The following is a 15,028-nucleotide window of genomic DNA, read 5'->3' on the forward strand; positions in this document are numbered from 1 at the left end:
CCACATTGGAATGCAGTCCCCTGTGGGAGCTAGCCTGCTCGCGAACGGGCCGGTACCGGCAACAAACAATCAGGATCAGCCTCCATGAACACCACCGAAAGCCTCAAGGACTACCAACGGGTGCGCACCCTGGCGATCCGTTCGCTGTTCGAGATCATCGAGCAATCCAGTGAGGGAACGGTGATTGTTGACCGCGATGCGAATATCGTCTGGATGAACGAACGCTACGCCCGGCGCTTCGGTCTCGATTCAGCGGCAGGCGCTATCGGCAAACCCTGCGAAAGCGTGATCCCCGGCAGCCTGCTGCGCGAGGTGGTACGCACCGGTCGGCCGATTCTGCTGGACATGCAGGACACGCCGAAGGAACCGCTGGTGGTGATGCGCCTGCCGATCCACGACGATGCCGGCAGCGTGATCGGCGCCATCGGTTTTGCCCTGTTCGACGAGTTGCGTACGCTGTCGCCGATGCTCAAGCGTTACCTGAGCATGCAGGAAGAACTCGCCTCGACGCGTTCGCTGCTGCGTGCGCGGCAGACCAAATACAACTTTGCCCACTTCATCGGTACCAGCGCTGCCAGCCTTGAAGTCAAACGCCGTGCGCGCCGCAGTGCCAGCGCTGATTCGCCCGTGTTGCTGCTGGGAGAAACCGGCACCGGCAAGGAGTTGCTGGCCCAAGCGATTCACAGCGCCTCACCACGCGCGCACAAAGCCTTCGTCAGCATCAACAGCGCGGCAATTCCCGAGGCGCTGCTGGAAGCCGAATTCTTTGGCACGGCACCCGGCGCCTTTACCGGCGCTGACCGCAAGGGCCGCACCGGTAAATTACAAATCGCTCAGGGCGGCACGCTGTTTCTCGATGAGATCGGCGATATGCCGCTGCCGCTGCAAAGCAAACTGCTGCGCGTGTTGCAGGAAAAGGAGTTCGAGCCGGTCGGCTCCAATGAAGTGATTCAGAGCGATGTGCGGGTAATCGCCGCGACGTCGACGGATTTGCAGGCGGCGATCAAGCGCGGCGAATTTCGCGCCGATTTGTACTACCGCCTCAATGTCCTGCCGATCCAGGTGCCGCCGCTGCGTGAACGTCTCGATGATCTGCCGGCGCTGAGCGAGGCGATTCTCGAAGAACTGCGCAGCCAGCATGAACTGCACCGCGATGCGCTGGCATTGCTCGGCCAGCATGCCTGGCCGGGCAACATCCGTGAGTTGCGCAATGTGCTGGAGCGGGCGGCGTTGCTCAGTGATGATCTGATGCTGACCGAGCAGGATATTCGCGGGGCGATTGGCACCTTTACTCCGGTTGAGCGGACGGCCGAGCCGAGCATGCAAGCCTCCGCTGGGGAGACATTTGCACAGGCGCGGGCGCGGTTTGATCGGCAGTTGATCGAGTCGACCCTGGCGCAATGCGCGGGAAAAGTGCCAGAGGCGGCGGTTCGGCTGGGGCTGGGGCGTTCGACGCTGTACAAAAAAATGGCTGCGCTGGGAATCGCCGAGTCTACTTAAAGAGATACCGAGTCTCTGCATGAAGACAAAACAGAAGCTTCGCGAGCAGGCTCGCTCCCACAGGGAAATCCATGTCAAATGTCGGAGCGAGCCTGCTCGCGAAGGCGTCAGCCCATTCAAAAAAAATCTCAACTAAGAGACAAAAACAGCTCCCAGAACGCGACCCTGATCTAATCTCCTTATATTTCAAACAGTTAGAAGATTGGCACAAATCTCGCTAACCCCTCTCCGCACCCGTTCCACCCACAAAAATAACAATCCTGGAGATACACACCATGAGTGTGATCATTGCCTTGGCAGCCCTGACGCTGCTGATGCTCGCCGCCTACCGTGGCTACAGCGTCATCCTCTTTGCCCCGATCGCCGCCCTCGGCGCGGTCCTGCTCACCGATCCGTCCGCCGTTGCCCCTGCGTTCACTGGGGTGTTCATGGACAAGATGGTCGGTTTCATCAAGCTCTATTTCCCGGTATTCCTGCTCGGCGCGGTGTTCGGCAAGCTCATCGAACTGTCCGGCTTCTCACGCTCGATCGTCGCCGCTGCGATTCGCTTGCTCGGGACTAAGCAAGCGATGCTGGTTATCGTGCTGGTCTGCGCCCTGCTGACTTATGGCGGCGTGTCGTTGTTCGTCGTTGTCTTCGCTGTTTACCCGTTTGCAGCGGAGATGTTCCGCCAGAGCAATATTCCCAAACGTCTGATCCCGGCGACCATTGCCCTCGGTGCATTCTCGTTCACCATGGACGCCCTGCCCGGCACGCCGCAGATCCAGAACATCATTCCCAGCACCTTCTTCAACACCACCGCATGGGCGGCGCCGTGGCTGGGGGTGATCGGCACGATTTTCGTGTTCTGCGCCGGCATGCTGTTTCTGCAGCGCCAACGCAACAAGGCGCAACGTGCCGGCGAAGGTTACGGCACTGAACTGCGCAACGAACCGGAAACCGCCGAAGACCTGAAGCTGCCCAACCCGTGGATTGCGCTGTCACCTTTGCTGGCGGTGGGCATCATGAACCTGCTGTTCACCCAATGGATTCCGCAGTGGTACGGCAAGACCCACAGCCTCGCGCTGCCGGGCATGGCCGCGCCGGTCACTACCGAAATCGCCAAGCTCACGGCGATCTGGGCGGTGCAGGCGGCGTTACTGGTCGGCATCCTCATGGTCCTGGCGTTCGGCTTCAAGGCGATCAAAAGCAAGCTCGCCGAAGGCAGCAAAAGCGCGGTCAGCGGTGCGTTGCTCGCAGCCATGAACACCGCGTCTGAATACGGCTTTGGTGCGGTAATCGCTTCGCTGCCGGGCTTTTTGGTGCTGGCCGACTGGCTCAAGCAGATTCCCAATCCGTTGGTCAACGAAGCGATCACCGTGACGCTGCTCGCCGGCATTACCGGATCGGCGTCGGGCGGCATGAGCATCGCGCTGGCGGCGATGTCCGAGCAGTTCATCAGTGCGGCGCACGCGGCGAATATTCCGCTGGAAGTGCTGCACCGCGTGGCCGCGATGGCCAGCGGCGGCATGGACACCCTGCCGCACAACGGCGCGGTAATCACGTTGCTGGCGGTGACCGGACTGACCCACCGCGAAGCCTACAAAGACATTTTCTGTATTACGCTGATCAAGACCCTCGCGGTTTTCGTGGTGATCGGCACTTTCTACGCCACTGGCATTGTGTGAGGTATTCATGACCACTCTTTCCGGCAAGACAGCGTTGGTAACCGGCTCCACCAGCGGCATCGGCCTGGGCATCGCGCTGACTCTCGCGAAAGCGGGCGCCAACCTGATTCTCAATGGCTTCGGCGACGCCTCGAAGGTGATCGCCGACGTCGCTCAGTACGGCGGCAAGGTCGGCCATCATCCCGCCGATGTCAGCGACCCGGCGCAGATTGCCGACATGGTCGCCTACGCCGAGCGCGAGTTTGGCGGCGTTGACATCCTGGTCAACAACGCCGGCATTCAGCACGTTGCGGCCGTAGAAGAGTTTCCTGTTGAGCGCTGGGATTCGATCATCGCGATCAACCTGTCATCGGTATTCCACAGCACGCGGCTGAGCCTGCCGGGCATGCGCCGCAAGAACTGGGGGCGCATCATCAATATCGCCTCGGTGCACGGCCAGGTCGGCTCCACCGGCAAAGCCGCGTACGTCGCCGCCAAGCATGGAGTGATCGGTCTGACCAAAGTGGTCGGGCTGGAAACCGCGACCAGCAACGTCACCTGCAATGCGATCTGTCCGGGCTGGGTGTTGACGCCGCTGGTGCAGAAGCAGATCGATGATCGCGCGGCCAAGGGTATTGATCCGCAGCAGGCGCAGCATGATCTGCTGGCGGAAAAACAGCCGTCGCTGGAGTTCGTCACACCCCAGCATCTGGGTGAGCTGGTGCTGTTCTTGTGCAGTGATGCCGGCAGCCAGGTGCGCGGCGCGGCGTGGAATATTGATGGTGGGTGGTTGGCGCAATAAACACCTGGCCATTGTGAGAGCGAGCCCGCTCGCGAATCAGATAAGAAGAGGCAACCCCATGTCCGACATCCTCTGGCAACCCGACGCCCAGCGTATCGCCGGTTCGCGTATGGACGTTTTCCGGCGCGAAATCAATCAGCGGCATTCGCTTAAGCTTGACGGCTACCCTGCCCTGCACCAATGGAGCATCGATCAGCGTCCGGCGTTCTGGCAGGCGATCGTCGATTTCTTCGACATCCGCTTCCACACTCAGCCAGACGCCGTCTTGCGTGAAGGTGCAGAAATGCCCAGCGCCGAGTGGTTCCCCGGCGCGACGCTGAACTTCGCTGAACACCTGCTGCGCCGCCGCGACGATGCCGTTGCGGTGGTTGCTGTGGCGGAAAACGGCCAGCGCGAACAACTGACCTGGGCCGAACTGGCCGAACAGGTCGCCGGTTTTCAGGCGAGCCTGCGCGCGGCGGGCGTTGGCCGGGGTGATCGCGTGGCGGCGTGCATGCCCAACACCTGGCAAACCCTGGTGGCGATGTTGGCCACCACCAGCCTCGGCGCGATCTGGTCCTGCTCGTCGCCGGACTTCGGCACCCACGGCGTGATCGATCGCTTTGGCCAGATCGAACCGAAAGTGCTGCTCACCTGTGCCGGCTATCAATACGCCGGAAAAATCCTGGATCAGACCGCCAAGCTCAACGAAATCCTGGCACAACTGCCGTCACTGCAGCAGTTGATCATCGTGCCGTACGCCCGTCCGCAAGCGCGCATCGAGGATTATCAAACCCACGCTGATGTCTGCTTCTGGGAAGACTTCTATCAATCCGGCGGTGAACCGGATTTCACCCCGGTGCCGTTCAATCATCCGCTCTACGTGCTGTACTCCAGCGGTACCACTGGCGTGCCGAAATGCATCGTCCACAGCACCGGCGGTGTGCTGCTGCAACACGTCAAGGAACACGGTTTGCACTGCGACCTCGGTCCCGGTGACCGCTTGTTCTACTACACGACCTGCGGCTGGATGATGTGGAACTGGCTGGTTTCAGCGCTCGCGGTGGGCAGCGCCGTGGTGCTCTACGACGGCTCGCCGTTTCATCTGGACCATCAGCGCTTGCTCGATCTGATCGACGATGAACGCATCAGTGTGTTTGGCACCAGTCCGAAATTCCTTGCCACATTGGAAAGCAGCGGCGCCAGGCCCCGCGAAAGTCATGACTTGAGCAGTTTGAAAACCCTGCTGTGCACAGGCTCGGCTTTGTCACCGCAAAGCTACGATTTCGTTTATCGCGACTTCAAAACCGAGGTGTGTCTGGCCTCGATGTCCGGTGGCACCGACATCGTTTCGTGCTTCGTCAATGGCAACCCGCTGTCAGCGGTACGTCGCGGAGAAATCATGGGCAAGAGCCTGGGCATGGCTGTCGAGGTGTGGAACGACGCTGGCCAGCCGGTGATCGGTGAGAAAGGTGAACTGGTCTGCACGCGGCACTTCCCGGCGATGCCGATCGGCTTGTGGAATGACCCCGACGGCACAAAACTGCACCAGTCTTATTTCAGCCAGTTTCCCGGCGTCTGGGCACAGGGTGATTACGCCGAGCAAATGCGCGATGGAGCGATGATGATCCATGGCCGCTCGGATGCGGTGTTGAACCCGGGTGGCGTGCGCATCGGCACGGCGGAAATCTATCGGCAGGTCGAGAAAATCCCTGAGGTACTGGATAGCGTCGCCATCGGCCAGCAATGGCAGGAGGATGTGCGAGTCGTATTGTTCGTGCGTTTGCGCGACGGCGTCGAGCTGGATAAAGGGCTTGAACAGCGAATCCGCGACGTGATCCGCGCCAATACCACACCCAGGCATGTCCCCGCACGCATCGTCGCAGTAACCGATATACCGCGCACCATCAGCGGCAAAGTCGTGGAGCTGGCGGTGCGCGATGTCGTACATGGAAGGCCGGTAAAAAACACCGATGCACTGGCCAATCCCGAAGCGCTCGAGGAGTTTCGGGATCGGCGCGAACTGGCCGGGTGAAGCAGGCACTGGCGTTTTCACCTGACAGGGTGACGCCAGTGCATGGGGTCAGCGAGGTTTGTTCAAAGTGATGACGACCGGCTCGCCAATGGCTTTGCCAGCACTGGCCTCCAGTGCGCCGCGAAGTACCGTCATGTTTTCATCGAAGGTGGCTTTGTCGGTGGTCAACTGACTCAGCAACGAGGTTGCCAGCGCGAGCGAATCAGCGTTTTCAAAGGCCCTGGACGGCGCATGACAGTCAGCGCCGGCCTCCGATTTCGCCAGGCAACCGGCGCCCAGATTGAGCAGTTCGCTCACATCCAGCCGCTGCCCGCCTTCACTGGCATGCACGGCGTCGCTGGCATAGCCGACATCGTCGGTCTGCGCGCTGGCGTGGAACAGCTCATGAATCAGGTCGTCGGCGACCACGTCGTGGTTGAAACCCATACTGACGAAATGCCTGTTGAGGTTTCGCGTGTAGATTTCGACGAAGGCGATTTCAGACTTGTCGCCCGCATCGGCATCTTTCCAGCGCTGGTAGTTGTCGGCATCGAACGAGGCGAGCGTGTCGTTGATTTTCAGGCCATCCAGAATCATGTTACTCATCGAAAAGCCCGCAAAGTCGAAGCGGATCAAACGCAGATAGTTGACGAGGCGATCAGTGGAAACCTCAGAGGCACTGCCAAACACAATCTTCATCAGCGACTCGCGATCGCGCTTGAAGTCATGTCGCTGGAACACCTCGAGAGCATTATCGATCTTGGTCCGCGCACGGGGCAGACTGTGTTCGATGAACTGGCGTGTATAGCTCGTCGGCAATGTTCGCGGTGAATACGGCAGTTGCACCGGCGCCTGAAAGGCGAAACCGTCCAGTGCCTTGCCCCACAGGTTGCCACGACGATTCAACGCATACCATTTGTCGCCAGTACGGGCTGCCAATACATTGATGGCGTCGCCAGCGACCCCGCGTGGTCGCCAACTGCCCATCCCCAATTGGGCAGAAGAAGCGTCGAGCAGATCATAGGATTGCCGGCGACCAGTGAGTTTGTGCAACTGGCTGCTCGCCCTGGCAATCAGGTCGTGGCTGTTTTTGTTAAAACGCAACAAACCCTTGTGTACCAGTTTCCCGCCACTCTGCAGGCCAGAGGGTACACCGTCGAAGGGGTTGAAAAGCGAGATGGCTGAAGTAAACGCCAACCGGGTACAACGCGCAGCCTTGGCGGTAGTGGAAACGGCCTTGGCGGAAATACTCAACACTTTCGAACTGGCGCCAGCGACAGTTCCCACCAGCCCGATGCCATCCATCAGACAACCGTAGAACCCGTCCACCATCTTGTTGTGTTCGCCAGAGACGATGTCCTCGATGCACTTCTTGAACGGCACGATCAGGTCGATGAAATAAGTCAGCAACCGTTCGCCTTCATCTTTTGAGAGTTCCAGCGGTGTCGGTATACGCACGAGTTCTCTGAGCTCACTCTTGTTCAGGAATGGTCGGTTATCGGCGAGAAACCCGGCGATGCGCGCGACGTTCGGCGCATTGAATTTTTGATAGAAGCCGCGCTGCGATTGTGAAGATTGCGCTGATGCTGGCAGCGCGCCGAAGTAATCGATGATCGCCATGCTACTGGTAATCGAAGCGTCCTCGGCTGTGGCATGGGTATAGCGCTTGATGTCCAGCGGAACGCTCTGAGTTGCAGTATTGCTCAGGGGCAGCGTCATATTGGCACTCGCACTCATTCTTGTGCGTTGCTGGAGCTTTCGTTCCCGTTTGATGAACGCACCAAGCGCATCATTCTTTCGGGTTTCTGCGCGCGAGGTAAATAGCTCATAACAAAGATCGGCATCTTCATGGGACGCATACATCACAATACCGAAGCGTCCCGTGGCAGCATCTCTGCTTTGTTGTGTTTCTTGTTCGAGCCCCACACTCAGAGGGCCGCCGGCCCGACGGGTAGTGACATAGGATGCAGATCCGCGCACGGTGAAAAAATGTATGTCGGCATTCATGAATACTTGCAGATCTGCTTCCGGCATGTGCGCCAACGCCAGTTTGACGGCAGTCAGCATGCCGCTGTTCAGCTCTTTGAAATGCGCCGCCAGTTGACGCTCCATTTCCTCTTCACAGGATTCAAGCGTCAGCAGATGCGGATAACGCTGGTAAAGACTGACACCAGAAGGGTTGTAGTTGATGGCGGGTTGCGGCAATCCGTTGACGATCAGTCGCACAGTGCGTCTGTCCCACTGGCCAGTAACCATGTCGCCCGATTGATGCAGATCGACCATGGACATGATCTGCTGCCCGCCTGGTTCGGACAGAGCCTTTTCGTCCAGTGTGTCGCAGCCCGGCGCAGCCTTTCTCAATTGAGTCCGGGCAATTTCGGCGCGATTGGGCAAGGGTGTCGAAAAAGCGCGAGCTGTTTGGGCGAATTGCTCTGCGTGCTGCTCAAACGCCTCAATCGCCAGCTTTGTACAAGCCTCTTCCGCCTGCTCGAGCTCGGCTCTTGTGAAAATCCGGTTGAGCAGCGCCCACTCGACGATCGGGTCGATCAGCGCCAGATCACGCATGTGTTTCTGCGCTTCGCTCACGGGCTCCAACTCGCCGTAAGCAATGATCTGCGCATAGGTCAGTTCCCGCGAAGCTCCGGTTTTTGCAGCCTCGACCAATACCACTGCACGACAGAAATTGATCCACGCAATCGATCCGAGTCTGACCTCAGCCGGAATTTTTCTGACCAGCAATTCAGGCGCGATGCGTGCCAGCAGAAGATGAGCCACCAGCGGCGCCAATACTGGATTCACCCAACTTTTACTGCGCACGAATGCGGTGTACTCGTCGAGTATTTCTGTTGAATGACGTTCTATGTTGTCAGGCGAATAAAGGTCTCGTCGATTGATCAAGTGGCGATGGCCGATTGATGGATCGAGATCAAGCAATATTGCGGTCATCAGCAATTGGCTAAGAATATTTTCGGAAACCGTTTGCCCTTCACTCACTCCGTACCAGTTCAGCTCTTTGATATAGCTTCTGGCAAGATTCAACGAAACTGGATAGGTGACGAATTCAATCAGGCGCTGCGCTGCCGTCTCGTGAGTTAACTCAGGCTGGCCTGTGATGTTATACAGAGCCAACAGCAGCCTGGGCCTCGGGATCAACTTGGCGGTAGCACCACGAATATCGGAAAGTTGCTCTTCAGATAACCCATTCAGGCTCTGATCATTCGTTTGAAAATGCTCCCAATAGTTGACCGGCTCCTTGACCTGCGGTGAAAACCTGAACAAACCGATCAAGTTAGTCATCCTGGCCCTGGTATCCGGCAGATCGATTTCATGAAACTTGAACCACTGATCCAGGGTTATATCAACATCAGGCCAGATATAACCGCCGGCTACCGCAGCGATATCCGCTATCAGACTTACCGTCGAGCGTGTCGGCTGACTGAATTCAAAATGTTGCGCCGCAACCAGATCGACCCAACCCCTGACGGCACGGACTTCCATCTTGCCTTCCGGCGTTATCCGCACCAAACCGTTGTGCTCGCTTGCACCTTCCCGCGCAAGTGCACCGATGACTGGCCCGGTACTCAGTAACTGGTCAAGCAGAAGTCTGCCAGGATTATAGATTTCATACAGCGAGGATCCAGGCCGCAGCTCTATCTCATGCGCGTACCAGTTGATCTTCTCATTATCGCCGTACTTGGTTAACGCTTCTTCCAGCTGCCGAAGAACCATGTCACGCTCGGCACCATCCGCTTCAGATCGAAACTTCCATTCAGCCAATGAAACTTTCGACGGCCTGAATACTTTATTTCTCTTTAGTTCGCTCACGGTAAAACCTCATCAAAAAAAACCAGCTGACCATTCAGCTGATGATGTTTTACCCAAACACATATAAGCGCACTACGAATTAATTATTAAGCACTGTTGCAGCCGAGACGCTTGATGCATTCAAATACATCGACTCAGTCCATTAAACCCCACTCGCCAGGTGTATTGTTAACGCCAGCCTGATCGTGCTGAAGTTTGATTCGCAATTTCAAGTTATTCACCGAATCGGCATTCTTCAATGCTTCCTGCTCGCTGATGGCACCTTCTGCGACCAGCGCAAACAGTGCCGCGTCAAAGGTTTGCATACCGAGTTCGGATGATTTTTCCATCATCGGTTTGAGTTCCTCGAACTGACCGCGGCGGATCAGATCGGCGATGGTCGGCGTGCCCAGAAGAATCTCGACTGCCGCGCGCCTTTGCCCGTCGACAGTGCGGACCAGACGCTGCGAGACACAGGCTTTGAGGTTGTTGCCCAATGTCTGCAACAGCTGCTCGCGCTTCTCCTCGGGAAACATATTGATTATCCGATCCAGCGCCTGATTGGCATTGGTCGCATGCAGCGTCGACAACACCAGATGTCCGGTATCGGCGAACGACAAGGCATGCTCCATGGTTTCGCGATCGCGTATTTCGCCAATCAACACCACATCCGGTGCCTGACGCAGAGTGTTCTTCAGTGCAGCATGAAAGCTGCGCGTGTCGACACCGACCTCGCGCTGATTGATGATCGAGCGCTTGTGCCGATGGATATATTCGATCGGGTCTTCGATGGTCACGATGTGCCCGGCACTGTGACGGTTGCGGTGATCGATGAGTGCCGCCAGTGAAGTCGACTTGCCTGAACTGGTCGCGCCAACGAAGAGAATCAGGCCTCGTTTGAGCATCACCGTTTCCAGCAGCACCGGCGGCAGCTTCAGGTCTTCGAATCGCGGGATGTCGACCTTGACGTTGCGGATGACGATCGAAACGTCGTTGCGCTGCTTGAAAATGTTCACCCGGAACCGCCCGACGCCCGTTCGGGAGATTGCCAGGTTCATTTCCAGATCCCGGTCGAACTCCCGGCGCTGCTCGGCGTCCATCAGGGAGGTGGCGATGGCTGCGGTTTCGCCGGGTTTGAATGGCTGATCGCTGAGCGCCGTCAGCACGCCATCAATGCGCGCACTCGGCGCTGCGCCGGTAGAGAGGAACAGATCCGAGCCGTTTTTTTGCGACAATATTGACAACAGTGCATCGATTTCCATGGCTGAAAGCACCCGCGAAGCATTGAATGAGCAGATTTGGCCGACGCTTGGCGCGGCTCCTGCAACAATGATAGACCCCGTCTCACCGAACCACGCTCAGGATTGAAACATGAATGCTGTATCCACCACCGATGACGCTCAGGCCCTGATTGCCCGCACCGACTGGAGCCGCAGCCCGCTGGGCGCCGCCGGCACCTGGCCGCAGAGCCTGCGCACGGCGGTGGACATCGTGATTCATTCGCCGATGCCGATGCTGCTGTTATGGGGTCCGCAACTCACGCAGATCTACAACAATGGCTTTGCCCTGCTCGCTGGCAGCAAACATCCCGAAGCCTTCGGCCAGCCGACGCATGAGGTCTGGCCAGAGGTGCGGGATTTTGCCGAGCCGATCTACCAAGCGGTGCTGCAGGGCCAGGTGCGCAGCTTCAGCGAGCAACGGTTCAGCGTGCAGCGGGACGGCAAAAAAACCGATTTCTGGCTGGATCTGACCTACAGCCCGATTCGCGATGAAACCGCACAGGTGGCCGGGATTCTGATCACTGCCATCGAAACCAACGAGCGCCGACGCATTGCCCTGGAATTGCAGCGTCGCTCCGAAGAAAGCCTCAAGGCCCAGCGCCAGTCCGAGGAGCGTCTGCAACTGGCCCTCGCCGCCACCGACGCCGTCGGCACCTGGGATTGGGACATTGGCGAAGACCGTTTCATCGCCGATGCGCACTTCGCCGAACTGCATGGCGTCGATCCGGCCCGGGCCGGGCAGTTGCCGATCAGCGAATACATGCATGGGGTGCACCCCGAAGACCGTGCCATGGTCGCGCGCGGCATCAAGTACTGCATCACCCATGGCACCGAGTACGCCGAGGAATATCGCCTGTTGCAGGCCGATGGCACGCTGCGCTGGGTCTTCGCGCGCGGGCGTTGCTACAAGGATCATCATGGGCGGCCGATGCGCTTTCTCGGCGCGGCGCTGGACCTGACCGAACGCAAACATACGGAACAGGCGCTGCGTCAGAGCCAGACCGAATTGCAGTTGATCATCAACGCCATGCCGATCCTGATCAGCTACGTCGACGCCGAAGAGCGTTTTCGCCTCAACAACGCAGCCTATCTGGACTGGTACGGCCTGACGCCGCAGGAGTTGTATGGGCGCACGATCCGCGAAGTCATCGGCGAAGAGGCGTATTTCCTGCGTGCGCCGTACATCGCCGAAGCACTGGCCGGCCGCTCCTGCTCCTTCAGTTTCTACACGCCGCACCGCGACGGCAGCACCCGTCATGCCCTCATGAATTATCTGCCGCGACATGGCGCGGACGGCGCAGTGAATGGCTTCTACATCTTTGTCATCGACGAAACCGAGCGCAAGAAAACCGAGGAAGCCCTGCGCAATCTCAACGAGACCCTCGAAGAGCGGGTCAGCGCACGCACCGAGCAACTGGCTCAGGCCAACGAGCGTTTGCAGAACGAGATGTTCGAACGCGAGCGCGCCGAAGACGCCTTGCGCCACGCGCAGAAGATGGAAGCTGTCGGCCAGCTCACCGGCGGCATCGCCCATGACTTCAACAACATGCTCACCGGCATCATCGGCAGCCTGGATCTGATGCAGCGCTACATCGCCAACGGTCGCGCCGATGAGATTGGTCGCTTCACCGAGGCGGCCGTGTCGTCGGCCAACCGTGCGGCCGCGCTGACGCATCGCTTGCTGGCATTCTCGCGGCGCCAGTCGCTGGACCGCAAGCAACTGCACGTCAACGAACTGGTGCATTCACTGGAAGACCTGATCCGCCGCACCAAGGGCGATGCCATCGAGCTGCAACTGCGCTTGCCAGAAGACTTGTGGCCGGTGAGTACGGACGTCAGCCAACTGGAAAATGCCTTGCTCAATCTGGTGATCAATGCCCGCGACGCAATGCCCGAAGGCGGCACGCTGCTGATCCAGACCGCGAACGTGTATCTCGACAGCAGCGACATCACCATTCTCGAGCCCGTGAAGGCCGGGGAATACGTGATGCTCGCGGTCAGCGATAACGGCACCGGCATGACGCCGTCAATCCGTTCCAAGGCGTTCGATCCGTTCTTTACCACCAAACCGATCGGCCAAGGCACCGGGCTTGGGCTGTCGATGATTTACGGATTCGCCCAGCAGTCCGGCGGACATGTCAGCCTCGACAGTGTGCCGGGGCAAGGTACTTGCGTACGTCTGTACTTGCCGCGTTTGCTTGAGCCAGCGCCCGAATCCTCGTCTGTGGAGAAAGCCGAACCGATTGCCGCTTCATCTTCAGGCGAGACCGCGATCGTCGTCGAAGATGATCCGGCAGTGCGCATGCTGGTGCTCGATCTGCTCAAGGAACTGGGCTACACAACCTTCGAAGCGGAAAACGCCACGAACGCCCTGCCCGTGCTCGAGTCCGTGCAACGCGTCGATCTGCTGGTTACCGATGTCGGGCTGCCGGGCATGAACGGGCGCCAGTTGGCGGAGATTGCTCGCCAGCATCGTCCGGGGCTTAAAGTGCTGTTCATGACCGGTTACGCGCAGATTGCTGCCGAGCGTCAGGGCTTTCTTGAAGAGGGCATGGACATGGTCGCCAAGCCCTTTGTCCTTGAAGTGCTGGCGAGCAAGATTCGCAAGTTGAGCAACCCGACCCCGCGACTTGAGGCATAATCGCGCGCCCCGCTGTCACCCCGTTATCAGGTATTGCACGATGAAAGCCCAAGCCCGCCACATTCTGGTGAAAACCGCCGAAGAGGCCGAACAACTCAAACAGCGCATTGCCAAGGGCGAAGCATTCGATGTGCTGGCGAAGAAATTTTCCACCTGCCCGTCCGGCAAACGCGGCGGCGATCTGGGCGAAGTACGCCCAGGGCAGATGGTCGGCGCGATTGATGCGGTGATTTTCAAGAAGCCGCTGCGCACCGTGCATGGGCCGATCAAGAGCAAGTTTGGCTATCACCTGGTGCAGGTGTTTTATCGGGATTGATCGGCTGGCTGCCGGGCTCCTTCGCGAGCAGGCTCGCTCCCACATTTCGACCGGGTTTTCATTGTGGGAGCGAGCCTGCTCGCGAACCGATTGCGCAGCAAGCGGCCATTCTCTGATTACCTGGAGATCAGCGCCCCTGGCACCTGTATCACCCGGCTGGCCAATTCATGCCCCGCCTGCGCCGCCTCTGCCGGACTGCCGCCGAGCAAGCGCCTGGCCAGATACGCCGCACTGAACGAATCCCCCGCCGCTGTGGTGTCGACGACCTTGTCGACCTTCTGAGCCGGCACTTCGAACGCCTCACCATCGCAGCGAATCAGACACGCCTCGGCGCCACGCTTGAGCACCACTTCTGGCGTGCCAATCTGCGCATACGTCGCAAACACCTCAGCGCAATCGGCAAACCCGAACAACGCCTGTTCGTCATCCACGGTGAGTAACGCCAGATCCACATATGGCAAGACGCTGCGATATGCCGCGCGCGCCTCTTCCACCGACGCCCACAGGCGCGGGCGGTAGTTGTTGTCGAAAACGATGCGTGCGCTGCGCTGTCTGGCTTCAATCAGGGTCTTGATCAGTCGGGCGCGGCCTTGCATTCCGAGTACAGCGAGGGTGATCCCGCTGAAATACAGCACGTCGTAGTCCGGCAACGCCGCGAGGATCGGCTCTGCCGCAGGGGTGGTGAAGCAATCGCGTACTGCCGCTTCGTTGCGCCAGTACAGGAAACGCCGCTCGCCGTTGGCGTCGGTCTGGATGCAATACAAACCAGGCAGCCGACCGGGCAGGCGCTGCACCAAATCGAGGCCGATGCCTTCGCTGCGCCAGATCTGGCACATGGCGTCACTGAAACTGTCATCGCCCAGCGCGGTGACGTAGTCGACCTGCGCCTTGTCGCCCAGCGCACGGGACAGATACACCGCCGTGTTGAGGGTGTCGCCACCGAAGCTTTGCTGCAGACTGCCGTCGGCGCGTTGCTGCAGTTCGATCATGCATTCGCCGATCAGGGCGATGCGCGGGGTGTTGCTGAGGATTTTCATCGGGTGGGA

General features: G+C 59.0%; 9 protein-coding genes. 6 read left to right on the forward strand and 3 right to left on the reverse strand.

The features are described 5' to 3' along the window. Positions 1-84 precede the first annotated feature (84 nt). The 4 genes from KVG85_RS08330 to KVG85_RS08345 all read left to right on the forward strand — a co-directional run bounded on the left by KVG85_RS08330 (position 85) and on the right by KVG85_RS08345 (position 5,962). The gene (locus tag KVG85_RS08330; protein ID WP_122692719.1) at positions 85-1,500 is read left to right on the forward strand and encodes a sigma-54 interaction domain-containing protein; all 1,416 of its coding nucleotides are present in this window, start codon (positions 85-87) and stop codon (positions 1,498-1,500) included. Between the two features lie 275 nt (positions 1,501-1,775). Further along, positions 1,776-3,167: a GntP family permease gene (locus KVG85_RS08335; RefSeq protein WP_016774505.1), complete on the forward strand. Its 1,392-nt coding sequence runs from the start codon at positions 1,776-1,778 to the stop codon at positions 3,165-3,167. Between the two features lie 7 nt (positions 3,168-3,174). Then, complete coding sequence (hbdH, locus tag KVG85_RS08340; RefSeq protein ID WP_122692720.1) at positions 3,175-3,948, forward strand: 3-hydroxybutyrate dehydrogenase; 774 nt, start codon at positions 3,175-3,177, stop codon at positions 3,946-3,948. A gap of 58 nt (positions 3,949-4,006) precedes the next feature. Next, positions 4,007-5,962, forward strand: coding sequence for an acetoacetate--CoA ligase (locus KVG85_RS08345; RefSeq protein ID WP_217863542.1), 1,956 nt, complete (start codon positions 4,007-4,009; stop codon positions 5,960-5,962). Between the two features lie 48 nt (positions 5,963-6,010). Here KVG85_RS08345 and KVG85_RS08350 read toward each other — a convergent pair whose 3' ends face one another. Both KVG85_RS08350 and KVG85_RS08355 read right to left on the reverse strand, forming a co-directional pair. Continuing rightward, entirely contained in the window at positions 6,011-9,766 is a 3,756-nt protein-coding gene (locus KVG85_RS08350; RefSeq protein ID WP_217863543.1) for a hypothetical protein, read from the reverse strand. A 134-nt stretch (positions 9,767-9,900) separates the two neighbouring features. After that, entirely contained in the window at positions 9,901-11,007 is a 1,107-nt protein-coding gene (locus tag KVG85_RS08355) for a PilT/PilU family type 4a pilus ATPase (RefSeq protein ID WP_217863544.1), read from the reverse strand. Between the two features lie 109 nt (positions 11,008-11,116). Here KVG85_RS08355 and KVG85_RS08360 point away from each other — a divergent pair, with 109 nt between their 5' ends. Beyond that, on the forward strand, positions 11,117-13,666 hold the full coding sequence (locus tag KVG85_RS08360) for a PAS domain-containing hybrid sensor histidine kinase/response regulator (RefSeq protein WP_217863545.1): 2,550 nt from the start codon (positions 11,117-11,119) through the stop codon (positions 13,664-13,666). A 40-nt stretch (positions 13,667-13,706) separates the two neighbouring features. Then, the gene (locus KVG85_RS08365) at positions 13,707-13,982 is read left to right on the forward strand and encodes a peptidylprolyl isomerase (protein ID WP_007912322.1); all 276 of its coding nucleotides are present in this window, start codon (positions 13,707-13,709) and stop codon (positions 13,980-13,982) included. A 116-nt stretch (positions 13,983-14,098) separates the two neighbouring features. Here KVG85_RS08365 and KVG85_RS08370 read toward each other — a convergent pair whose 3' ends face one another. Then, entirely contained in the window at positions 14,099-15,019 is a 921-nt protein-coding gene (locus KVG85_RS08370; RefSeq protein WP_217863546.1) for a sugar kinase, read from the reverse strand. Positions 15,020-15,028 lie beyond the last annotated feature (9 nt).

This window comes from Pseudomonas triticicola (genome assembly GCF_019145375.1).
GTDB lineage: Bacteria > Pseudomonadota > Gammaproteobacteria > Pseudomonadales > Pseudomonadaceae > Aquipseudomonas > Aquipseudomonas triticicola.